At 37.1% G+C, this 21,800-nt stretch carries 18 protein-coding genes, 8 tRNA genes and 1 pseudogene; 2 read left to right on the forward strand and 25 right to left on the reverse strand.

Annotated elements, in window-relative coordinates; all coding sequences use genetic code 11:
* Positions 1 to 135 precede the first annotated feature (135 nt).
* From BM305_RS10560 to BM305_RS10575, 4 genes are all read right to left on the reverse strand, one after another.
* On the reverse strand, positions 136 to 825 hold the full coding sequence (locus tag BM305_RS10560) for a class II aldolase/adducin family protein (protein WP_092560672.1): 690 nt from the start codon (positions 823 to 825) through the stop codon (positions 136 to 138).
* A gap of 24 nt (positions 826 to 849) precedes the next feature.
* Positions 850 to 2,328: a rhamnulokinase gene (locus BM305_RS10565; RefSeq protein ID WP_092560673.1), complete on the reverse strand. Its 1,479-nt coding sequence runs from the start codon at positions 2,326 to 2,328 to the stop codon at positions 850 to 852.
* Positions 2,329 to 2,344: 16 nt separating this feature from the next.
* On the reverse strand, positions 2,345 to 4,138 hold the full coding sequence (locus BM305_RS10570; RefSeq protein WP_092560674.1) for an L-fucose isomerase: 1,794 nt from the start codon (positions 4,136 to 4,138) through the stop codon (positions 2,345 to 2,347).
* Between the two features lie 152 nt (positions 4,139 to 4,290).
* Positions 4,291 to 5,160, reverse strand: coding sequence for a zinc dependent phospholipase C family protein (locus BM305_RS10575; protein WP_092560675.1), 870 nt, complete (start codon positions 5,158 to 5,160; stop codon positions 4,291 to 4,293).
* Between the two features lie 172 nt (positions 5,161 to 5,332).
* On the opposite strand from BM305_RS10575, the gene BM305_RS10580 reads away from it, so the two are divergent.
* On the forward strand, positions 5,333 to 6,205 hold the full coding sequence (locus tag BM305_RS10580) for an AraC family transcriptional regulator (RefSeq protein ID WP_092560676.1): 873 nt from the start codon (positions 5,333 to 5,335) through the stop codon (positions 6,203 to 6,205).
* 23 nt (positions 6,206 to 6,228) lie between these two features.
* Here BM305_RS10580 and BM305_RS10585 read toward each other — a convergent pair.
* From BM305_RS10585 to BM305_RS10635, 11 genes and pseudogenes are all read right to left on the reverse strand, one after another.
* Positions 6,229 to 8,280, reverse strand: a pseudogene (locus tag BM305_RS10585) (thioredoxin domain-containing protein).
* Positions 8,281 to 8,383: 103 nt separating this feature from the next.
* Positions 8,384 to 8,845, reverse strand: a complete 462-nt coding sequence (locus BM305_RS10590) for a DUF6985 domain-containing protein (RefSeq protein WP_092560677.1) — start codon at positions 8,843 to 8,845, stop codon at positions 8,384 to 8,386.
* A gap of 4 nt (positions 8,846 to 8,849) precedes the next feature.
* Positions 8,850 to 9,248 carry an HNH endonuclease gene (locus BM305_RS10595; RefSeq protein WP_272481959.1) on the reverse strand — a complete coding sequence of 133 codons (399 nt, stop codon included), beginning with the start codon at positions 9,246 to 9,248 and terminating at the stop codon, positions 8,850 to 8,852.
* Positions 9,197 to 9,460, reverse strand: coding sequence for a hypothetical protein (locus tag BM305_RS10600; protein ID WP_092560679.1), 264 nt, complete (start codon positions 9,458 to 9,460; stop codon positions 9,197 to 9,199). Before BM305_RS10600 ends, BM305_RS10595 begins: the two co-directional genes overlap by 52 nt.
* 162 nt (positions 9,461 to 9,622) lie before the next feature.
* On the reverse strand, positions 9,623 to 10,243 hold the full coding sequence (yihA, locus tag BM305_RS10605) for a ribosome biogenesis GTP-binding protein YihA/YsxC (RefSeq protein WP_092560680.1): 621 nt from the start codon (positions 10,241 to 10,243) through the stop codon (positions 9,623 to 9,625).
* A 21-nt stretch (positions 10,244 to 10,264) separates the two neighbouring features.
* On the reverse strand, positions 10,265 to 12,583 hold the full coding sequence (gene lon, locus BM305_RS10610; protein ID WP_092560681.1) for an endopeptidase La: 2,319 nt from the start codon (positions 12,581 to 12,583) through the stop codon (positions 10,265 to 10,267).
* A gap of 116 nt (positions 12,584 to 12,699) precedes the next feature.
* Complete coding sequence (clpX, locus tag BM305_RS10615; RefSeq protein ID WP_092560682.1) at positions 12,700 to 13,995, reverse strand: ATP-dependent Clp protease ATP-binding subunit ClpX; 1,296 nt, start codon at positions 13,993 to 13,995, stop codon at positions 12,700 to 12,702.
* 40 nt (positions 13,996 to 14,035) lie between these two features.
* Entirely contained in the window at positions 14,036 to 14,620 is a 585-nt protein-coding gene (gene clpP / locus BM305_RS10620) for an ATP-dependent Clp endopeptidase proteolytic subunit ClpP (RefSeq protein ID WP_092560683.1), read from the reverse strand.
* 25 nt (positions 14,621 to 14,645) lie between these two features.
* A complete protein-coding gene (gene tig / locus BM305_RS10625) occupies positions 14,646 to 15,932 on the reverse strand; it encodes a trigger factor (protein ID WP_092560684.1) in 1,287 nt (428 codons plus the stop codon).
* 122 nt (positions 15,933 to 16,054) lie between these two features.
* A complete protein-coding gene (glmM, locus tag BM305_RS10630; protein WP_092560685.1) occupies positions 16,055 to 17,401 on the reverse strand; it encodes a phosphoglucosamine mutase in 1,347 nt (448 codons plus the stop codon).
* Between the two features lie 218 nt (positions 17,402 to 17,619).
* Positions 17,620 to 17,847 (reverse strand): alpha/beta-type small acid-soluble spore protein, encoded by a 228-nt coding sequence (locus tag BM305_RS10635; RefSeq protein ID WP_092560686.1) that lies wholly within the window; start codon positions 17,845 to 17,847, stop codon positions 17,620 to 17,622.
* A 391-nt stretch (positions 17,848 to 18,238) separates the two neighbouring features.
* Between BM305_RS10635 and BM305_RS10640 the strand changes: the two genes are divergently transcribed.
* Entirely contained in the window at positions 18,239 to 19,507 is a 1,269-nt protein-coding gene (locus BM305_RS10640) for an alanine/glycine:cation symporter family protein (RefSeq protein WP_242940513.1), read from the forward strand.
* 3 nt (positions 19,508 to 19,510) lie between these two features.
* On the opposite strand, the gene BM305_RS10645 is transcribed toward BM305_RS10640, so the two are convergent.
* The 10 genes from BM305_RS10645 to BM305_RS10690 form a co-directional block, all read right to left on the reverse strand.
* A complete protein-coding gene (locus BM305_RS10645; protein ID WP_092560688.1) occupies positions 19,511 to 20,056 on the reverse strand; it encodes a DJ-1 family glyoxalase III in 546 nt (181 codons plus the stop codon).
* A gap of 35 nt (positions 20,057 to 20,091) precedes the next feature.
* Positions 20,092 to 20,760 carry an FAD-dependent thymidylate synthase gene (gene thyX / locus BM305_RS10650; RefSeq protein ID WP_092560689.1) on the reverse strand — a complete coding sequence of 223 codons (669 nt, stop codon included), beginning with the start codon at positions 20,758 to 20,760 and terminating at the stop codon, positions 20,092 to 20,094.
* Between the two features lie 128 nt (positions 20,761 to 20,888).
* Positions 20,889 to 20,963: transfer RNA gene (locus BM305_RS10655), tRNA-Pro, on the reverse strand.
* 82 nt (positions 20,964 to 21,045) lie between these two features.
* Positions 21,046 to 21,125: transfer RNA gene (locus BM305_RS10660), tRNA-Leu, on the reverse strand.
* Positions 21,126 to 21,151: 26 nt separating this feature from the next.
* Positions 21,152 to 21,224, reverse strand: a tRNA-Lys gene (locus BM305_RS10665).
* 20 nt (positions 21,225 to 21,244) lie between these two features.
* Positions 21,245 to 21,316, reverse strand: a tRNA-Gln gene (locus tag BM305_RS10670).
* Positions 21,317 to 21,359: 43 nt separating this feature from the next.
* Positions 21,360 to 21,433 (reverse strand) — tRNA-His (locus tag BM305_RS10675).
* 49 nt (positions 21,434 to 21,482) lie between these two features.
* Positions 21,483 to 21,556 (reverse strand) — tRNA-Arg (locus BM305_RS10680).
* 34 nt (positions 21,557 to 21,590) lie between these two features.
* Positions 21,591 to 21,661: transfer RNA gene (locus BM305_RS10685), tRNA-Gly, on the reverse strand.
* A gap of 33 nt (positions 21,662 to 21,694) precedes the next feature.
* Positions 21,695 to 21,769, reverse strand: a tRNA-Pro gene (locus BM305_RS10690).
* Between the last annotated feature and the right edge of the window lie 31 nt (positions 21,770 to 21,800).

A 21,800-nucleotide genomic window follows, 5' to 3' on the forward strand; every position in this document is an offset into this window, starting at 1 on the left:
TCCCACCACTATTATACCTTGAACAATACGGGAAAAGCCATGTAATATACCTTCTTTTTTTTGTAGAAAAAAGATTTGCCCAAAAGCATTTTATCCTACTGGTTTTATACTTTACAGGCAAATCCTACTAATTTTTTAGTTCTCTTCTTTTCGATACCTTTTAAATCCTGGATGCTTTCCTGTCACACCATAATTTTTTCTCATATCAATCAGTCGATCTACATTATCCTTTGAGATTTCTTTTTCTCCACCCAGAAGATGCGCCGTTAAACTGATTTTTGCATATAGCTCCAGCGTTTCCATTCTATAATAAGCTGTAATAATATCTGCACCTACTGATAAAGCCCCGTGGTTGGCTAACAGCAGCACATCATGTTCCTGCAAATATGGTGCAATTGCCTCTGGTACTTCATAGGTTGATGGGGTGCCATATGGTGTAACAGGTACAGAGCCAATAGCGATTACCGTTTCAATCATAGTATACCGATCCAAATCCACATGTGCAACCGCGTAACCCGTTGCCGTTGGAGGATGCGCATGCACTACTGCCCCTACATCCTCCCGTTCTTTATAACAGCGCAGATGCATTTTTATTTCAGAAGAGGGCTTATAACCTTCCAAACCATCTATTACATTTCCCTCATTATCAATCTGAACCAGCTTTTCAGGCGTAATAAAACTCTTACTGATACCTGTGGGAGTAGCAAGAAAAGTACCATCCTCCAATCTTACAGACACATTTCCATCATTCGCTGCCACCCATCCTAGCTGCCACATTTTATGACATACATCACACATCTGCTCTCTGACTTCTAAATACTTCATGTATTAAATCCTCCTAAATTTTAGTTACATAGCTTGTATTACCTGTACATACCTTTTATAGGCCTGGTCAGCCTCATCCATTTGTATATTTTCATATCGTATCACTTTGGAAGAATCCCTAATTACTTTTCTCAGTTCTTCCAAACTTCTGATTTCCATTAGAGTAAGCAGCTGCAATCCAACATTTCCAAGTGCTGTTGCTTCTGCTGGGCCTGCATGAACTGGGCAGCCACAGGCATTTGCCGTCAACTGACATAACAGTCTGCTGTTGGTCCCTCCACCCATCATGTATATTTTCTCATACTTCTTGTTGGTACACTGTTCAATTTGTTCCAGTGCAATGCGATATTTAAAAGCAATACTTTCATTAATACACCGGACAATCTCACCTTCCGTTTCAGGCACTTCCTGGTTTGTCCGAATACAGTACTGCCGAATCCGTTCTGGTATATTGCCTGCTGGCACAAATTCTGGTGCATCTGGATCAATAAAACACTTAAATGGGGTAGATTTTTCAGCCATCTGCTCCAGCTGGGAAAATGTAAACATCTTTCCTTCCCGCTCCCATTGCCGCTTACTCTCCTGTACCAGCCAAAGACCTATAATATTTTTTAAGAAAGAAGCTTTTCTCCCATAGCCGCCTTCATTTGATAACTCACACTGCTCTGCTGTCTTTGTCAAAACAGGTTGGTCCAGCTCTGTTCCAAAAAGCGACCATGTTCCACAGCTTATAAAAATAAAATCCTTTTCTTCTGCTGGTACCGCCGCCATTGCACATTGGGTATCATGCCCTGCTACCGCAATTACTGGCACCCTTTTCACTCCCAACATTTCACTAACACGTTCCGAAAGTTCACCCACAACCGAACCAGTTGGTATAATGTCTGTAAAAATATGCTTTGGAATCTGAAAGCAATCTATGATTTTTTCAGACCAGACTCCTCTTTTGGCATCCAGCAATTGGGTTGTTGTTGCAATGGAGTATTCTGTTTTTTGAATTCCAGTCAGCATATAATTAAGCAAATCCGGCATAAGAAGAATTTTATCTGCACGCTGTAACACATCTGCTCTCTCTTCAACATAAGACAATAACTGAAAAGCCGTATTAATTTCCATAAACTGATTACCAGTAATTCCATACAATTCTTCCCGTGTCATTCTTTCCAATGCCCTTTTTAACATACCCTTTGTACGGCTATCTCTATAATGAACAGGATTTTCTATCAGCTTTCCTGATTGATCTAAAATCCCAAAATCTACACCCCATGTATCCACAGCAATGCTATCAAAGTTATAACTGTTTTTTGCTTTTAAAATTCCCTGCTGAAGCTCATAAAACAATCTCAGTACATCCCAATATAAAGTTCCATTTACCTCCACAGGATCATTGGAAAAACGATGGATTTCTTCTAAACTGATTTTCTTCCCATCAAAGCTTCCAATCATTGCTCTTCCACTAGAACCGCCTAAATCAAATGCCAACACTTGCTTTTTTTTCTTCATGCGCACCACCCGTCTGCTATTTATACAATGGACCATAAGTCTGACAGGCTCTGTAATCCTGACCTTCTTTATCCATACCAAATGCATTCCATGCCGCTGGGCGGAATATTTTTTCCTCTGGAATATTGTGCATGCAGACAGGTATCCTTAAAATAGAGCAAAGGGTAATTAAATCTGCACCAATATGACCATAGCTGATGGCACCATGATTTGCCCCCCAGTTATTCATTACATCATATGCAGAGGTAAACGCACCTTTTCCCGTTAATCTTGGTGCAAACCAGGTACAAGGCCATGTATAGTCTGTTCTTTTCCACAAAATATCAGATATCTCATCTGGCAGATTCACCGTATATCCTTCTACCAACTGCATCACTGGTCCTAATCCCTTTACAATATTTAAACGTACCATGGTAACAGGCATTTCACTTCTTGTTAAAAATCTAGAAGAAAAACCTCCCCCACGAAAATAGCCGCTGTCTGCTGCATTCCATGTAGTTGCTTCTAAACATGCCCTTTGATTTTCCTCTGTCATTTCCCAGAAAGGCTTAATTACTCCGTTTCCTTTTTCATCCTTTACCTCTCCACAGGCATCAATACAGGCAGCACCTGAATTAATTAAATGAATAATTCCGTTTGACTCCTTCGCAACACCCTCCAATTCATATCCAGTTGCTTTTTTTACAGCCTCTGGACTCCAATAGGTACGGACATCTGCAAAAATTTGAGCTGTATTCGATAAAAGCTTCATAAACAGCATCCCAACACCATTTAGTGTATCATTTTCTGTCGCCAGTATATAAGGCTCTCTTGCACCATTCCAGTCAAAAGAAGAATTCATCATAGCTTCTGGAAAGTCACAATTTGGATAAAAGTCTGTCCATTGTCTTTGCCCCTGAAAGCCACCTGCTATTGCATTATGTCCCAGCATTTCTTCTTCACAACCAGCTGGAAGCTTGGAATTCCCATTATACAAGTCCTTAATAATACACATCATTTTAACAAGAAACTCCCAGTCCTTTTCCTTCTCCTCCTTGGACTTTTGTGCATGTTCTGGATTTTTATCAAACCCTTCCTTACAATATTCTTTTGTCCAGGCAAGTGCTTTCTCATATTCCTCATGATCATAAATTTCTTCCGTCATTCTGCGGATGATTTCTACTTCATCTACTGATTCTACTCGCATCCCCAAATATTCTTCAAAAAACTCAGAATCTATAATGGAACCTGCTATACCCATACAAATAGATCCAATTTGTAAATAGGACTTTCCCCGCATTGTTGCTGCTGCAACTGCTGCTCTTCCAAATCTTAATAATTTCTCCTCCACGTCCTTTGGTATTTCCGTTTCCTCCGCATTCTGCACGTCACGTCCATAAATACCAAACGCAGGAAGCCCCTTCTGCGCATGTCCAGCTAACACTGCTGCTAAGTATACCGCACCTGGTCTTTCTGTACCGTTAAACCCCCATACTCCTTTAATTGTCATAGGATCCATGTCCATGGTTTCTGAACCATAGCACCAGCAAGGAGTTACCGTCAGGGTAATATCTACACCCTCTTTTCTAAATTTCTCTGCACACGCTGCTGCCTCTGGAACACGCCCAATGGTGCTATCTGCAATTACTACTTTGACAGGCTCGCCATTGGAGTACTTCAAATTCTCTGTAAATAAGTCTGCTGCTGCCTTAGCCATATTCATGGTTTGTTCTTCTAAAGATTCTCTTACCTTTAACATACCTCTTCTTCCGTCAATTGTAGGACGGATTCCAATAACAGGATATTCCCCTATTAATCTGTTTTTAGCCATTTCCCATACCTCCAACACATAATTTGTACTATAATTATACTATTAACTATTTGTGAATTCTTGTGCAATAATAACAAAAAGTATAAGGATATTCACCTTATGGCAAAAAAATAGCTTCACCAGATTACTCTGGTGAAGCTGACATAACTTACTTACTGATAAATCCCCACTTCCACACCAAACTTATAAAAATATTGCGTTACATTTAAAATAGCATGTTTTACGCAAAGATTGCCTGCTGCGTAATATGTACTGTTATTTTGTGCCAGATTAGCAAGTGACTTAGAATACACAGCACCTGCATGGAGTAAATCTCCTACTGCCACTGCCTTAGCTTCTGTATATGCAGAGGCAGGCAATGTATTTCCTGGTATGATAAACGAGGTTCTGTTAGCATCTACATATTCTTCAAATTCTGTATGATTACTGTTTATTGCTGTTAAATTGGATGCGTGATGGGGTTCATTTATATCAGATACATAATGACTTCCAATTCCAATATACTGGAAAGCTAACGAAATATTTCCACTTCTATATGCGGTAACCGCTTTGTTATAGTAGGATACTCCACGCGTTTTAGCAGTTGGTGACTTTTGTCCAAGCCAGTTCTTTCCTGTACTTGGATCGTAAAAATGTCCTGCGAAGGTAAGGTAATCTGTTTCATTTCCTATCACATCAGGCCAGTCTGTATAATTCCTTAAAATCGTAAGATATTGTGTTTCATTAAATTTTGAAGTTCCTTGATCCTTTGCCAGAATTAAAACTGCCGAATTCACTATGTACTGGTGGGTATGATTAGGACCATCACTGCAAAACAAAAGTTCAATTTCCTGGCTGTCCACCTCATCTAAACTTAGACTAAATGCTTGTTCTGCCGCAGCCTTAACCACTGCATTTTCCAGCAACACCTTTACATCCGTTGTTTCACCTTTTTCCTTTGCTGACACCATCATACTATTGGCCAGCAATAAACTTAAGCATAAAATCATACTCAGTATTTTACATACATTTACCTTTCTCATAACTTCCTCCTTCTTTGTCCTTTCCTTGTTACCCTTATATTATACAATATCCTTTTATATTTTCAATTATATTTGCAAAATTTTACATAGAACTCCATTAAATTTTACATTTCTATTGTGAATACAAAATATTTTATGTTATAATTAACAAAATAATAATCAGGAGGCAGCTATGCAGTTTTTAGACTATAACGAATGCCGGCAGCGAGGTACCTTTGATTTCCCTATTGAATATCACTATGTAGACAGCACACATCCTCAGTATACTATGCCTTATCACTGGCATATTGAATATGAAATTATTCGTATTTTAGAGGGTACTTTTATGATTACCTTAGATGAAAAAGAAATGACTGCTGAACAAGGCGATATTCTTTTGATAAAAGATGGCGTTCTCCATGGCGGAGTACCCAACAACTGCTGCTATGAATGTATTGTATTCGATATGAAGATGTTAGTAAAAGAAAATGATATCTGTAGTCAATTTATTCACCAGATTACAGAACACCAGACTTTACTACACTCTTGTTTTAAAAACTCTGCTGCAAATAAGAATCTGCATTTCTTTGCAGACATAATATTTCATTCCATAAGCCAGAAGCCACCAGGGTATCAGCTGCTTGCCAAATCAGGCCTTTATGGTTTTATAGGATTTCTATTTCAAAACAAACTGTATGATCAGAATACTTATGCAGGTATGACAAAGCAAAACCAGATTAATGCATTAAAAAAAGCACTTACCTTAATTGAACAATCTTACTCGAGTACACTTACACTAGAAGCGCTGTCAAAAGCAGCTAATATGTCACCAAAGTATTTTTGCCGCTTTTTTAAAGCAATGACACATAAAACTCCTATCGACTATTTAAATTACTACCGCATAGAGCGAGCGGCTTATTTAATTGCCACCTCTGACCTTCCTATCACTACCGTATCCTATATTTGTGGATTCAATGATTTGAGTTATTTTATTAAACTCTTTAAACGCTATAAAGGAAGCACACCAAAGAAATATGCTACCCATTCTATGAATATGCTTCCCTGATAGTTATTTAATTTTCTGCCTCTTTACAACATTTTTTCTAGCTGGCTGCTATCCGTAATCGGCTCACGGCAGACATATTTTTCACAAATATATGCTGTTGGTTTTCCCTCAACTGATTTATAATTTGAAATAAACGGAATTAAATCACATATATCATCCTGTTGTCCCGTCACTACAACACAACTGCTAAATGGGCTGAATTTCACCTGAACCTTACTTATCATTTTTTGTAATTCTTTCTCGCCTTCCTGTCCTGCAATTATAATTTCTTTTCCCTCAGACTGCATATACAAAATGGCCATAAGTGAAAATGCATATCCCTTCGGATAGCTTTCGATCCTGTTTCCAAATACATTCAACAACTGGTATGCCTTTCCCTCCAGCTCCTGCTGCCCTGTTATCCTGGCCAGACGCAAAAAATTTAACGCCGCAACAGAATTACCTGATGGTATAGCCCCATCATAAATTTCCTTTGGTCTAATAATTAACTTCTCTCCATCACTTCCATAGATAAATAAACCGCCCTTTTCATTATCCCAGAAAAGTGAAATTAAGTCTCCATTCAACTTTAATGCTTTTTCCAGATAATTTGACTTAAATGTTGTTTCATAAAGTTCTATCAGCCCCCATATATAAAATGCGTAGTCATCTGCATATGCTAAAAATGCAGCTTCTCCATCACGATATCTTGCCAGCAGCCTGCCATCCTCACGAAATAGCCTGTTTTCCAAAAATTCCACTGCCTTTTCAGCTGCTGATGTATATTTTTTATCTCCAAGAACTCGTCCGCCAATTGCCAGTGCCGCAATCATCAAGCCATTCCATGCGGTTAATACTTTGTCATCCTTGTGAGGAAACACTCTTTCCAATCGTTTTTGAAACAGCTTTTCCCGGCTTTTTATAATAAACTCTGATTCCATTATATTTAATGGTGTTTTCATTAAATTAGGGATATTTTTTCCTTCAAAATTCCCTTTTTCCGTAATATCAAAATACTCGCAGAATTTAATACCTTCTTCTTTTCCCAAAACCTCAATGATTTCATCCATTGTCCACAAGTAAAATTTTCCTTCTTCACCTTCTGAGTCAGCATCCTCGGCAGAATAAAAACCACCTTCCTCTGAAGTCATATCCCTTAATACATAACAAAAAATTTGCTTTGCAATCTCCGCATATCTATTTTCCTTCTTAATCTGATAGAGTTCTAAATACGCGATAGCAAGTAATGCATTATCATATAACATTTTTTCAAAATGAGGTACCAGCCATTTTCTATCTGTGGAATACCGGCTAAAACCAAATCCAATATGATCAAAGATTCCACCTTGATACATAGCATCTAATGTTTTTTCCACCATATCCAATGCCTGTTGGTTTTTTGAGTGATACCAATATCTTGTGAGAAAATATAGATTATGTGGAGATGGAAATTTAGGTGCACTTCCAAAACCTCCAAAAATAGAATCAAAATCATTTCTATACTGCTTAAAAGCCTGATCTACTATATTTTGCTCAATTTCTTTTTTTATAAGCAGCTGTGTCTGTTGTAGCACATTCAAAATCTTTTTACTAGATTCCATCAGATATTCGGGGTTATTATCCCATGCACTTCTGACCCCTTCCAGTATTGATAAAAAACCTGCCATTCCCATTCTGCTTTTCTTAGGAATATAAGTTCCAGCAAAAAAAGGCTCCTTGTCTGGAGTTAAAAAAAGCGAAAGAGGCCATCCCCCACTTCCAGTTAGAGTTTGACACACTTCCATATAAATATGATCAATATCTGGTCTTTCTTCTCGATCAACCTTTATAGAAATAAAATGTTGATTTAAAAATTCTGCAACCTCTAAATCCTCAAAGCTTTCCTTTTCCATAACATGACACCAATGACATGTACATAAAAAGAACCAACGTCAGCTATACCCAATAGATAAGAAAATCGGTTTATTATCGTTTTTCGCTTTTGTAAAAGCCTCTTCACTCCACGGATACCAGTTTACAGGATTATAGGCATGCTGTAGCAAATAAGGAGACTTTTCATCCGCTAATCTATTGGGCATTATTTTTGTTCGGTTCATAGCATCACTTCCTTTCAAAGTAGCATTTGTATTTATTATAACTACAATAACCACAAATATACATAATGACAGAAGGTAATACAACTAACATAAACAAAATTCTTTATAATGCTATTGTTTGATCTCCCACCTCAACAATCTCTCCATCTTCTATTCTTACTGCCAAACCGGCATCAATATCCCAGGTACATTCAAAAATAAATCCTATTTCCTGAGTATCTTTCATTTTAAGAATTACAATTTCAATTGGAGTTACCAATGGTTTCATATCAAGAGAGCTTTCTACATAAGGTGCCAGTTCGTCGGCTTCATCCTCCAGCATATCTCTATACTCATCCACAACTGATAAATAAAATTCATAAATAGCTTTTTCAATTTCTTGCACTATTTTATCTTTATTCGCTAAATAATTCTTATAAGCATCTCTTTGCGTTTCAAGAATTTCTTTACCTTCGCTTCCTGAAACCACTAGTGTCACTTCACTTTCACTTCCCCATATGTTAAATACTTCTTTTCGTCTCCAGCCATACTGAAATGCTAATTCACCAAAAACTTTATCGTTCATAAAATCATCCTTTCCTTTTTATATTACATTCCCCAACTCCACCCAAATGCATAAATATTGGTGTATTGATAATACTAGGTACTAATTGCATAGTTTTTGTATCATTCAGTTCATGCCAGATATACTTATTATCCTGTCTCCATTGTTCTATGTCATCTTTTGTCCAATCTTTTCCATCTTTTTTTTCATCCGTCCATTGCTGAGCTAATTTCTCATCCGCCTGATAAAAATTAGAAGACCTGCTGCTTGTCATATTATCAATCTCAACCTCACCAACTGTAAATTGTGAAAAATCAGGCATTCCATTTTTATACTCTATTCCATTTACCCCTTTTTCCTCTAGTAATTTTTTTACCCTTGGATCTCTGAAACAAACGTAGAATCTCCTCTTTCTCCCGTCCAAACTCCGTTATCGCTTAGTTTTGCTGGTGTCCTCTTAACTCTTTGATCTAATGTACTATTTTTAGGTGTTACCATATATCCCTTTGTAAACTTAGTACTCTTTTTCTCATTATTAGTTCTTTTATTCATTAACCCCATTTTTGCTAATGTTTTATCTTTGTCATCTTTCGTATTTACTTTTCCAACCTTACCACCAATCGTAACTTTCCCCATATGAAATCACTATTCCTTTCCCTCTTTCAATCAATTGGTCTTGTTACTTACATTGTATATTTATTTGGAATGTTTTTCAATTATATTTTTACGCAACTCTTAAAAATTAATATATAAAAATCCTGTTTTCCACGAAAGGATAAAACAGGATTTTTATAAGTTCTAATTTTCATTGCCATGAATGCTTTCCTCCGAAAAGGCCTCTAAGGAAGCTTGAATATATTCATATATTTCATCCCTTCCGTCTTTACTCAGCGCTGAAAAAGGAATGATTGGTGTTCCTTCTATTACATTTAATTTTTTTCTTATCACTGCCATTTGTTTCTGCCTTTGAGACCTGCTGATTTTATCTGACTTTGTGGCAATGATAATCGGATTAAATCCATACCGCACTGCCCAGTCATACATATTTTTATCATTTTCAGATGGTTCATGCCTGATATCTACCAACAAAAAAATCAACCGCAGCATTTCTGATTTCATTAAGTACCGGTCAATCATCTTTCCCCATTTTTGCTTCGTTTCCAAAGAAACCTTGGCATATCCATACCCTGGCAAGTCCACAAAGTACAATTCACTATTAATATTGTAGAAATTGATTGTCTGTGTTTTCCCAGGCTGTTGGGACGTTCTTGCATAAGACTTTCGGTTCATTAATGCGTTAATCAAAGATGACTTTCCCACATTAGATTTCCCTGCAAAAGCCACTTCCATCTTATCATTTTTAGGCAAATCACTTGTAATTCCGATTACTGTTTCCAAATTCACATTTTTTATATGCATTTTGATGACATCTCCTTATAGCTATTGAATCATTACAGAGGAAATCACCTGATCCATAGTTTCCACGTATTTTATCTGTATGTTCTCCAAAATTTCCTCTTCTAATTCTTCAACATCCTTCTTGTTCTTAGCTGGCACCAAAACCGTATTAATTTTTGCAGCCTTAGCAGCTAGTATTTTTTCTTTTAAGCCTCCAATAGGGAGCACCCGGCCCCTTAAAGTAATCTCTCCTGTCATTGCAACATCTGCTTTTACCTTTGCATTGGTAATTGCAGACAACATGGCAGTTGCCATAGTAATTCCAGCAGAAGGTCCATCCTTTGGTACAGCACCCTCTGGTATATGAACATGCATGTCATGCTTTTCAAAAAACTCTGGCTGAATGCTAAAGCGATCACTGACAGAGCGAATGTAACTAATACCTGCTTTTGCAGACTCCTTCATTACATCCCCCAGCTGTCCCGTCAACTCCATTTTCCCCTTACCAGGCATTATGTTCACTTCTATTTGCAGTGTATCACCACCTACACTAGTCCATGCCAGGCCTCGGGCAATACCTACTTCATCCACTTCATTAGCAAAATCAACCGTATACTTTACATTTCCCAAATATTTGTTCAGGTTATTCTCATTAATTCGAATCTGCTTTTTATCTTCTTCAATAATCTCTCTGGCAGCCTTTCTGCATATTTCTCCGATTCTTCGTTCCAGATTACGTACACCAGCTTCTTTTGTATAACCCAAAATAATTTGTTCCAATGCTTTAGACGAAATACTCATTTGCTTTCTGCTCAAGCCATTTCGTTTAATTTGTTTTGGCACAAGATGTTCTTTTGCAATATGCAGCTTCTCATTCTCTGTATAGCTGGATACCTGAATTACTTCCATACGATCCAATAAAGGCTTTGGTATTGTTTCAACTGAATTGGCAGTTGCAAAAAACAAAACCTCTGATAAATCAACTGGTACCTCTACATAATGATCCACAAATTTGCTATTTTGCTCGCCATCCAGCACTTCCAGCAAGGCAGATGAGGTATCCCCTTTATAGTCGGAACTTACCTTATCTATTTCATCTAACAGCATTAATGGATTTTTTACCCCAGCTGACTTTAGTGCTGTTACAATTCTTCCAGGCATGGCACCTACATACGTTTTTCTATGTCCACGTATCTCTGCTTCATCACGAACTCCACCCAGACTTATTCTAGTGTATTCCTTATTCAGTGCGTTAGCAACGGACTTTGCAATAGAGGTTTTTCCAGTTCCAGGAGGTCCCACTAGACAAATAATAGGACTGTCACCCTTTCCTGTTAAAGAACGTACTGCAAGAAAATCTAAAATTCTGTCCTTAACCTTAGTCAACCCATAATGCTCTGAATTCATAATTTTTTTTGCATTCTTTAAATCATTACTGTCTCTTTTGGATTTATCCCATGGCAGATCCAGTAATGTCTCGATATATCCCCGGGATACTGCACTTTCTGCTGAACTAGATGCTATCGACTTAAATCGGTTGATTTCCTGCTTGATTTTATCCTTCACTTCATCTGATGCCTTTAGCTTCTTAGCACGCTCCAAATACTCTTCTGCCTCACTTAGCGTATTGGTTTCTCCAAGCTCTTCCCTTATTACCTTCAATTGCTCACGCAGTAAATACTCCTTTTGATTCTTATCAACCTTTTCCTTTACCTTGCTTTGAATCTCCTTACGGTATTTAAATAGCTCAATTTCCTCCGTAATTAAAATACAAATAAACTCAAATCGATCCGCAGCATAAATTAAATTCATAATTTTATGCTGATCCTTATAATCCATCAATATATTAATGGCAACCTCGTCAACTAACTTGGTCAGGTTTTGTATCTCCGTTATTTTCTTTAAGATTTTCGTTTCAGATTTATTTGTTTCAATACAATAAAGCTGGAATAACTCCTTTAAATGAGCCATCATCGCTTTTTTTTCAAGTTCTGACAAAACATCTAAACTGTCATCCTGTAAGCATTGAACCTGACCATTAATATATTCTACGTCTTCAATATATTCTAATAACTGGGCTCTTTCTACACCTACAACCATTACTCTCAGTACACCATCAGACAGCCGAATTACCTGCTTAACCAGCGAAATAGTTCCCATCTCTTCTAATTCATCTTTCTTAGGTAATTCAATATCTTCATCCTTCTGAGTCACAGCAAAAACCATTTGATCCCCCAGCATTGCCGCTTCTACTGCTTTTATGGTAATGTCCCTATTAATATCCAAATGAATCATCATACCTGGAAGAACTGTCAAATTTCGCAATGCCACCACTGGTATGTTTCTTTTGAAATTTTCCATTTATTATCCTCTTTTCTAAACTTACCTATCCCATACGATAAAATACAAAATCCCTCCTCTAACTTATAATAAAACTTACGTTAGAACAGGGATTTTCTACCAGCCTCATGGCTGTACTATGCTATCTCATCACCGTTTCGTCTTTTTGTTGATTTCTTCCCAATCGCTTTCTTAACGACTTCATCTTCAGACAAAACAAGCTTTGGTTCTTCCTTACCATCTACTGATGCCTTTGTAATAATGCACCTTGCAACACTCTCATTCGATGGTATTTTGAACATAGAATCCATCATAACCGATTCCATAATTGCTCTCAATCCTCTGGCTCCTGTCTTACGTTCAAAAGAGTGTTTTGCAATTTCACGAATTGCTTCATTCTCAAATTCCAAGGCAACTCCATCTAACTCAAACAGCTTTTGGTACTGCTTCACAATTGCGTTTTTTGGTTCTGTTAAAATTCTATATAGAGCTTCTTCATCTAATAAATCTAAACCAACACTTACCGGAACACGGCCAACAAACTCAGGTATCAACCCAAATTTCACAAAATCCTGTGGAAGAACCTGCTTAAACATTTCACCCACATTTTCCTGATGCTGATGACCTAACTCAGCATTGAATCCAATTGATTTTTTACCAATTCTGGCTTCAATAATCTTTTCCAGTCCATCAAATGCACCACCACAAATAAATAATATATTAGTAGTATCAATTTGAATAAATTCCTGATGAGGATGCTTTCTGCCACCTTGTGGTGGAACATTAGCAACCGTTCCCTCAAGAATCTTCAATAATGCCTGTTGCACCCCTTCACCGGATACATCTCTTGTAATAGACGTATTTTCAGATTTTCTCGTAATTTTATCTATTTCATCAATATAAATAATACCATATTCGGCACGTTCAACATCATAATCTGCGGCTTGAATAATCTTTAATAAAATATTTTCTACATCTTCACCTACATAACCAGCCTCAGTTAGTGCAGTTGCATCAGCAATAGCAAATGGAACATTAAGTAATTTTGCTAAGGTTTGTGCCAAATAGGTTTTACCAGAACCAGTCGGTCCTACCATGATAATATTACTCTTTTGTAACTCGACATCTAAATTCTTTCCTGCCAAAACACGTTTATAGTGATTATAAACTGAAACCGACAAAACCTTCTTTGCTTCGTCCTGACCAATTACATATTGATCTAGAAAATCCTTGATTTCCTGTGGTTTCAACAAGTTAATATCACTTTCCGTTTCAGCACTTTCAAATTCTTCCTCAATAATCTCCGAACACAATTCAATACACTCATCACAGATATACACATTTGGCCCTGCAATCAGCTTCCTAACTTGATCCTGTGTTTTATTACAGAAAGAACATCTTAATTGCTTCCTGTCGTCAGTTCTATTTGCCATGAATATATAACTCCTTTATACATTAGCTTAATCGGATCACTTAACTACGATTCGTAATAATACTATCTACAATTCCATATTCCACTGCTTCCTGGGCAGTCATATAGTTATCTCTGTCTGTATCAACTTCAATAACTTCAAGAGGTTTCCCTGTATTTGCAGCTAAAATCTCATTTAATTTTCTTTTTGTTTTCAAGATTTTGTCTGCAACTATTTTAATATCTGTAGCCTGACCCTTTGCACCACCTGATGGCTGATGGATCATAATATCTGCATTTGGAAGGGCAAACCTTTTACCTTTTGCACCACCTGCAAGAAGGAATGCTCCCATACTTGCAGCCATACCGATACAAATAGTTGATACATCACATTTGATATAGTTCATTGTATCGTAAATTGCCATACCCGCCGTTACTGACCCGCCAGGACTATTGATATATAAATGAATATCTTTTCCTGGATCTTCTGATTCCAGAAATAATAACTGTGCTACAATTACACTTGCTGATACGTCAGATACTTCCTCTCCTAAAAAAATAATTCTTTCCTTTAAAAGTCTGGAATAAATATCGTAAGAACGCTCTCCTCTGCTCGTTTGCTCAATGACATAAGGTACTAAACTCATTTTAATTCCTCCTCACTTGCAATTTTTATTTTTCAACTGCTGCATCTGTCAAAAAATCTACTGCTTTCTGAACAGCTAAATCCATTACAAGAATTTCTTTCTGCTGATCATCCATAAGCTCTTTCACTTTTTCAAGCTCCATTTTATACATAGCTGCCATATTTTCCATTTCTTTATCTACTTCTTCATCGGAAACAGTAATATTTTCAGCCTTTACAACCGCTTCTAAAACTAATCTGCTTTGAATACGTTTCATTGCCTGTGGTTTAATCTGATCCAAAAATTGAGATGGATTCATTCCTGTAAACTGGAAGTACTGTTCCAATGTCAATCCTTGGTTTTGAATTCTTCTTGCAAAATCATCTGCCATTTCTCTTACTTGGGTTTTCACCATTGCTTCTGGAATTTCCATTGTTGCATTTTCAATTACCTTATCAACAACAGCTTCCTCTTTTGCACTTTTTGCTGCTTCTGTTTTGCGGTTCAAAATATTTTTCTTAATGTCTTCTTTGTACTCATCTAATGTGTCAAACTCAGAAACATCTTGAGCAAATTCATCATCTAACTCAGGAAGTTCTTTGGATTTGATTTCGTTAATTTTCACTTTAAATAATGCAGGCTTTCCTGCTAATTGTTCAGCCTGATAATCTTCTGGGAATGTAACATTTACTTCTACTTCTTCCCCTGTAGTTTTTCCAATTAGTTGATCCTCAAATGTATCAATAAAAGAATGAGAACCAATTGTTAATGAGAAATCAGTTGCACTTCCGCCTTCAAATGCTTCGCCATCTACAAATCCTTCAAAATCAATTACTGCTATATCTCCGTCCTGTACAGCTCTGTCTTCGACAGAAATTGTTCTTGAGTTTTGCTCTCTCACTTTATCTAATTCAGCAGTTAACTCTTCCTCTGTTACGTCAACTTCTGCTTTCTCAACTTCTAATCCCTTATATTCTCCTAAAGTTACCTCTGGCTTAACTGCTACTAATGCTGTAAAAATAAAAGGCTGGCCCTTTTCAATCTGAACAATATCTATTTCAGGCTGTGAAACAATTTCTAATCCACTCTCTTTTGCTGCTGATTCATATGCACCTGGGATAAGTTCATTTGCTGCGTCTTCATAGAAAACGCCTGCTCCATACATTTTTTCAATTATCGCACGAGGAGCTTTCCCTTTACGAAAACCCTGCACAGAAATTTTTCCTCTATTTTTTAAATATGCTGTATTTATAGCAGCACTTAATTCCTCTGCACTTGCCTCAATTGTAAGTTTCACCATGTTTTTCTCTAACTTTTCTACTTGTAGACTCATTGAAATTTCCTCCTTAATATTGCATGAAAACAGACACTCACCCATTCTCAATCTAAGCATTAGTATATTATAACATCTTAATTTTGTAAATAGTTTTATGATCCGTATTCCTGCGTACTACTCTATTGTTTTTCATGTCCTTGCTCTTTTAATGCATCAACTACAATATTAACATATTTTTTACACAATTCATCATTTTCTGCTTCTACCATAACTCTTATCACTGGTTCAGTTCCACTTTCACGAAGTAATAATCTGCCGCTGTCTCCTAGTTCTTCTTCAACACGTTTTGCAGCTGCAATCACAGCGGCATCCTCCCTGGCAGCTTTCTTATCTTTTACTCGTACATTTTGGAGAAGCTGAGGATAAATTATAATTTCCTTTAGCAAATGTGATACAGGTTCCTTTTTTTCCAGCATGACCTCCATAATCATCAAGGAAGTTAAAATGCCATCTCCTGTTGCTGCATATTTACTAAAAATAATATGACCAGACTGTTCACCACCTAAAATATGACCATTCTTCATCATATTTTCATAAACATATTTATCTCCAACGGCCGTTTTTTCATAAGAAATCCCTTTTTCATCAAAGGCTTTATAGAGTCCCATGTTTGACATAATCGTGGTCACAACCGTATTATTTTCTAGTTCTCCTCGATTTTTCAAATATGTTCCGCAAAGAAATAGAATCTTATCTCCATCAATAATATTCCCCTTCTCATCAACAGCTAAACAACGATCTGCATCTCCATCATATGCAAAGCCTACATCCAGGCCATTTTCAATAACATATTTCTGCAAATCCTCCATATGTGTTGAACCACAATTCTTATTAATATTAATACCATTGGGTTCATTGTGAATGACAAACGTCTTTGCTCCTAATGCGTCAAAAACAGATTTTGCTACCTGAGATGCTGAACCATTAGAACAATCCAGTCCTACTCTCATATTTTTAAAGGAACGCTTTGCTAATGATATAAGAAAAGCAATATAACGATGCCTTCCCATTGAGTAATCCACCGTCATACCAATATTTTCTCTTAAAGCAAATGGTAAAGTATCTTCTGCACTATCTAAATATTCCTCAATCTTTCTTTCGACATCCGCTTCTAATTTATGCCCTTCACCGTTAATTATCTTAATTCCGTTATCATAAAACGGATTGTGGCTAGCTGATATCATAATCCCACAATCAAAATTTTCACTTCTGACCACATAAGAAACGCTTGGTGTTGTTGTCACATGCAGCAAATAAGTATCCGCTCCACTGGCTGTCAAGCCAGCTGATAAAGCATCCTCAAACATATAACTTGATCTTCTTGTATCTTTTCCGATTACAATTCTTGCCTTATGATCCTTGCCATAGTAATCTCCCAGGAATCTTCCTACTTTAAATGCTTGCGTAACATTCAGGGTAACATTAGCTTCACCGCGGAAACCATCTGTACCAAAATACTTTCCCATAGAATTTCTCCTTCAAACTTTATTATCCGACTTTTGATTTTTCATCTGTTAAAATATTGTATGTTCAATATATACGCAATAACATATTTTATCATAATACCGCTCTGATTGCAATAACATAAAAAGCATCATCTTGCATGCATTATGAGTATAACCCCATATCCGCAATGCAAGATGATGCTTTTATATTAATAAAATACTACTACTTAAGAAGTTCACTATTGATTAGTTGGTGTCTGACCTGACATCTGCTGTTCCTGGTTTCTAATCATCTGTCTAACCATTTCACCACCAACAGAACCATTCTGAGCACTAGTTAAGTCTCCGTTGTAACCTTGTTTTAAAGGTACTCCAATTTCTGAAGCAACTTCCATCTTAAAACGATCCATAGCCTCTCTCGCTTGAGGTACTTCCATTCTGTTTGAGCCACTGTAATTACTTGACATTCTATTCACCTCCGTGAGTTTTTAGTTTCTGCTGACTAATCCATACTGATCTTCAGCTGTATCGATAAGCAACTACTTCACGTCACTTATCGAGGTAACAACTTCTCTATTAATAAATAATAACCCATATCTATTATTTACTTCATAAATAATTGTATTTATCACATTGCGGATGCATATCTGCAACCGGATTGTGTCTCCTGTATAAGATGTGTTTTTCATCGCTTATCTTGTTATTATTGTTACACATATTTAAATTTTTATGTTGGTAATTTGTGGTCTTCTGGTTCTTAATTTCTTTTTTTATTTATATACTATAATAATAAAAATCAAGGTGTTGCAGATGCTGACTATTCTAAAATCTCTAAACCAGTTTATCTGGAGTTTTCCAATGCTTATTGTACTTTTGGGAACTCACATTTACTTTACATTGCACTTAAAATTTCCTCAAAAAAAAATTTTATCCGCAATTAAATTTTCTGTAATGCCTGATCCCAATGCATTACAAAACAAATTTAAAAATAATAAAAAAAGCATCTCCAGCTTTGCAGCTTTGTCCACAACCTTAGCTGCTACTTTAGGAACAGGTAATATTGTTGGTGTTTCAACTGCCATTGCACTAGGTGGTCCAGGTGCTGTTTTCTGGTGCTGGCTAACCGGAATATTAGGTATGGCAACCTCTTATGCAGAATGCTATTTAAGCTTTCTTTACCGTATTCCCCAACCAGACGGCGGATATATCGGTGGACCTATGTATGTACTCAAAAACGGCTTGAAGAGAAAAAAACTTTCAATCTTTTATGCTCTTTGTACCATATGTGCGGCTTTTGGTGTTGGCTGTACTACACAATCAAATGCCATTACACAGACAACTACTGCCCTATGGAATATATCTCCATCTATTGTAGGAATTACTGTCTCCATATTATGTGGCTTTGTAATTATTGGTGGTATTCGGTCTATCGGGAATATTTGCAGTAAACTTGTTCCTATTATGGGGGCATTCTATATTATTTGCTGCTTGCTGCTATTATGTATAAATCATTCCTTTCTTATTCTGGCAATCCAGTATATTGTTAAAAATGCATTTTGTTCAAGCGCTGCTTTTGGCGGTTTTATTGGAAGTTCATTTCAACTGGCAGCACGCTATGGTATTGCCAGAGGATTATTTACAAATGAGGCAGGACTCGGCTCAGCTGCCATTGCCAGTTCTGAAGCAGACACAAAAAATCCCAAAAGGCAGGCATTTATCCAAATGACCGCAACCTTTTGGGATACTGTTTTCATGTGTGCAATTACTGGCTTGGTTATCGTATCTAATATTTTAAAAAATCCTTCTTCCATTCAAGGCTATAGCCATGCAAATCTTACAACCGCAGCCTTCCAATGCCTTCCATATGGAGATACGCTGTTAGCGGTCTCATTAATTGCTTTTGCATTGGCTACATTAATTGGCTGGTGCTTTTTTGGCGAACGGGCAACTTACTTCCTATTCGGCGAAAAAGGAAAAAAACAATATCAAACCATTTATCTTTTTATGATTTATTTAGGTGCTATTATGTCCCTTGACTTAGCTTGGGAACTAACTGACCTGATTAATGCCTGCATGGTAATTCCAAATATAATCGCATTATTCTGCCTTCGTAAGCAAATAAAGTAGGCATCAATAGATAATAGCTTCTAGTATTTTTTGAGCAGCTTCTTTTCCCTTAAACTGCTCCACTATTTTTGCTGCAAACTCAATAGAAGCTCCCATACCTCTTGCCGTTATTATATTTCCATCTTGTACCACTTTTTCAAAAACAACATCAGCACCCAGCAGCTTTTCTTCAAAGCCTGGATAACAAACAGCTGTTTTTCCCTCTAAGACACCATTAGCTCCTAAAATACTAGGGGCTGCGCATATTGCTGCAAACATCTTATCTTCCCGAACAAATTTCTTAATCTTTGTTCTTAAACCTTCGTGGCGAAACAGATTTGTTGTTCCAGGCATCCCACCAGGAAGCACTATCATGTCTGCACCATCAATATCTGCATTGTCGAATAAAACATCCATTTGAACTGGTATATTATGTGAACCTGTCACCAAAAGTTCTTTCTCCACCGAAACCATTTCTGTATCAATTTCAGCTCTCCGTAAAATGTCCACCACTGTCAGCCCCTCAATTTCCTCAAAACCATTTGCAAAAAAAACACAAACCTTTGCCATTATTTCATCACTCCATTTCTTAATTTTATAATAAACTAATCAATTAGCTGTATTCTACCATAATGCTCCAGTGGAAACTTTTCATTATATTCTATACTATCAAATATTGGTGAAAATACTTCCTTAAACTTTAGAAGTAGCGGAATTGTAACCTGCTGCATTTGTGGATGCGCTGATTCATGGCAGCGAAGCTTAAAAAAATGTCTCCATTCTCTAAAATTATATGTTACTGCAATTTCTGTTTTCAAAGAATTAGGAAGTATTGCTCTGGCCTCCTGAGGAGAACTAATTTCCAAAAGCTGAATATATGCTTCTTCAATTGTTTTACAAGTATCTTTCCACTTATTATATTTATGCGAATCTTCTATATAATAGAACGGCTCAATTACTGTTATCTCATTCCCAAACTTATCCCCACTATAATTACAATATCTTGTAGATTCCTGACTGTAACTTCCCACTCTGTGTCTTACAATTTCATGTGTAACTCCCCTGTCTACTACAAAATAAACTGTTACTTTCTCATGTTCTAATACAGACTCATGCTGTCTTGTAATAATATTACTCAAAAACTTTTCATTTGGTTCATCTGTCATTTTGCCCTCTGACTTATAGCATAGTCTGGCTGCATACTCTATATTTAGTAGTTTTGATTTATCCATTTCTCCCTTACGTATATATGCATATGGTTGTATTACATTCATGTGTCAATTCCTCTTTCCCAAATCATTCTTTTTCTATTGTAACAATTTTTCATAAAATAATCTATACATTTTTGACATGCAAAAAAAGTTTCTATTAAATAGCATCTGCTACTAATAGAAACTTCAAGTCGGGGTGACAGGATTCGAACCTGCGACCTCTTGATCCCAAATCAAGCGCTCTAGCCAAGCTGAGCCACACCCCGTAATTACTATGTATCTTGTATCCGCTAATACCGATACAAACTCTTCTGTGCAAAAAAACACTGCAAGTACTACAAGGTTTAATGCGGATGACAGGAATTGAACCTGCACGGTCTCCCACTAGATCCTAAGTCTAGCGCGTCTGCCAGTTCCGCCACATCCGCATTCATTACTTTCTAAAGAAAGTAAATGAGACATCGGGGATTCGAACCCCGGACAACTTGATTAAAAGTCAAGTGCTCTACCGACTGAGCTAATATCCCTTACCAGCCTTACGGCCAAACTGGGCTAGCTGGATTCGAACCAGCGACTGCAGCAGTCAAAGTGCTGTGCCTTACCGCTTGGCGATAGCCCATCATAAAATACTTTACACAAAAGTATTACTACCTTGTAGATAAGGTGGATAAAGGGATTCGAACCCTTGGCCTCCAGAGCCACAATCTGGCGCGCTAACCAACTGCGCTATACCCACCACAAGTTTCCACCTATGATACTAACAATATAATATTTTGTAGATGAAACGTGCCAGAAGGGATTCGAACCCCCGACAACCGGCTTAGAAGGCCGATGCTCTATCCAGCTGAGCTACTAGCACATCCACATTCTCCAAAGATTTTTCAGAAAATGCAAGCGGGTGATGGGAATCGAACCCACGTATCTAGCTTGGAAGGCTAGTGTTCTACCATTGAACTACACCCGCAAAATCATTTATTCAAACAAACTTTGATACAAATCGGGGTGACAGGATTCGAACCTGCGACCTCTTGATCCCAAATCAAGCGCTCTAGCCAAGCTGAGCCACACCCCGTTTGATGTTTGTTTTTCGCCGTCATCGCTGC

The organism is Anaeromicropila populeti, from assembly GCF_900112775.1.
Lineage (GTDB): Bacteria > Bacillota > Clostridia > Lachnospirales > Lachnospiraceae > Anaeromicropila_A > Anaeromicropila_A populeti.

Excerpts from the sequence above, each read along its gene's own strand:
- clpX (WP_092560682.1), bottom strand. The coding sequence starts at position 13,995 with ATGGCAAATAGAACTGACGACAGGAAGCAATTAAGATGTTCTTTCTGT.
- BM305_RS10575 (WP_092560675.1), bottom strand. The coding sequence starts at position 5,160 with ATGAGAAAGGTAAATGTATGTAAAATACTGAGTATGATTTTATGCTTA.
- clpP (WP_092560683.1), bottom strand. The coding sequence starts at position 14,620 with ATGAGTTTAGTACCTTATGTCATTGAGCAAACGAGCAGAGGAGAGCGT.
- BM305_RS10565 (WP_092560673.1), bottom strand. The coding sequence starts at position 2,328 with ATGAAGAAAAAAAAGCAAGTGTTGGCATTTGATTTAGGCGGTTCTAGT.
- BM305_RS10580 (WP_092560676.1), top strand. The coding sequence starts at position 5,333 with ATGCAGTTTTTAGACTATAACGAATGCCGGCAGCGAGGTACCTTTGAT.
- BM305_RS10640 (WP_242940513.1), top strand. The coding sequence starts at position 18,239 with ATGCTTATTGTACTTTTGGGAACTCACATTTACTTTACATTGCACTTA.
- BM305_RS10635 (WP_092560686.1), bottom strand. The coding sequence starts at position 17,847 with ATGTCAAGTAATTACAGTGGCTCAAACAGAATGGAAGTACCTCAAGCG.
- BM305_RS10560 (WP_092560672.1), bottom strand. The coding sequence starts at position 825 with ATGAAGTATTTAGAAGTCAGAGAGCAGATGTGTGATGTATGTCATAAA.
- glmM (WP_092560685.1), bottom strand. The coding sequence starts at position 17,401 with ATGGGAAAGTATTTTGGTACAGATGGTTTCCGCGGTGAAGCTAATGTT.
- BM305_RS10570 (WP_092560674.1), bottom strand. The coding sequence starts at position 4,138 with ATGGCTAAAAACAGATTAATAGGGGAATATCCTGTTATTGGAATCCGT.
- BM305_RS10600 (WP_092560679.1), bottom strand. The coding sequence starts at position 9,460 with ATGGGGAAAGTTACGATTGGTGGTAAGGTTGGAAAAGTAAATACGAAA.
- lon (WP_092560681.1), bottom strand. The coding sequence starts at position 12,583 with ATGGAAAATTTCAAAAGAAACATACCAGTGGTGGCATTGCGAAATTTG.
- tig (WP_092560684.1), bottom strand. The coding sequence starts at position 15,932 with ATGAGTCTACAAGTAGAAAAGTTAGAGAAAAACATGGTGAAACTTACA.
- BM305_RS10590 (WP_092560677.1), bottom strand. The coding sequence starts at position 8,845 with ATGAACGATAAAGTTTTTGGTGAATTAGCATTTCAGTATGGCTGGAGA.
- BM305_RS10645 (WP_092560688.1), bottom strand. The coding sequence starts at position 20,056 with ATGGCAAAGGTTTGTGTTTTTTTTGCAAATGGTTTTGAGGAAATTGAG.
- thyX (WP_092560689.1), bottom strand. The coding sequence starts at position 20,760 with ATGAATGTAATACAACCATATGCATATATACGTAAGGGAGAAATGGAT.
- yihA (WP_092560680.1), bottom strand. The coding sequence starts at position 10,243 with ATGCATATAAAAAATGTGAATTTGGAAACAGTAATCGGAATTACAAGT.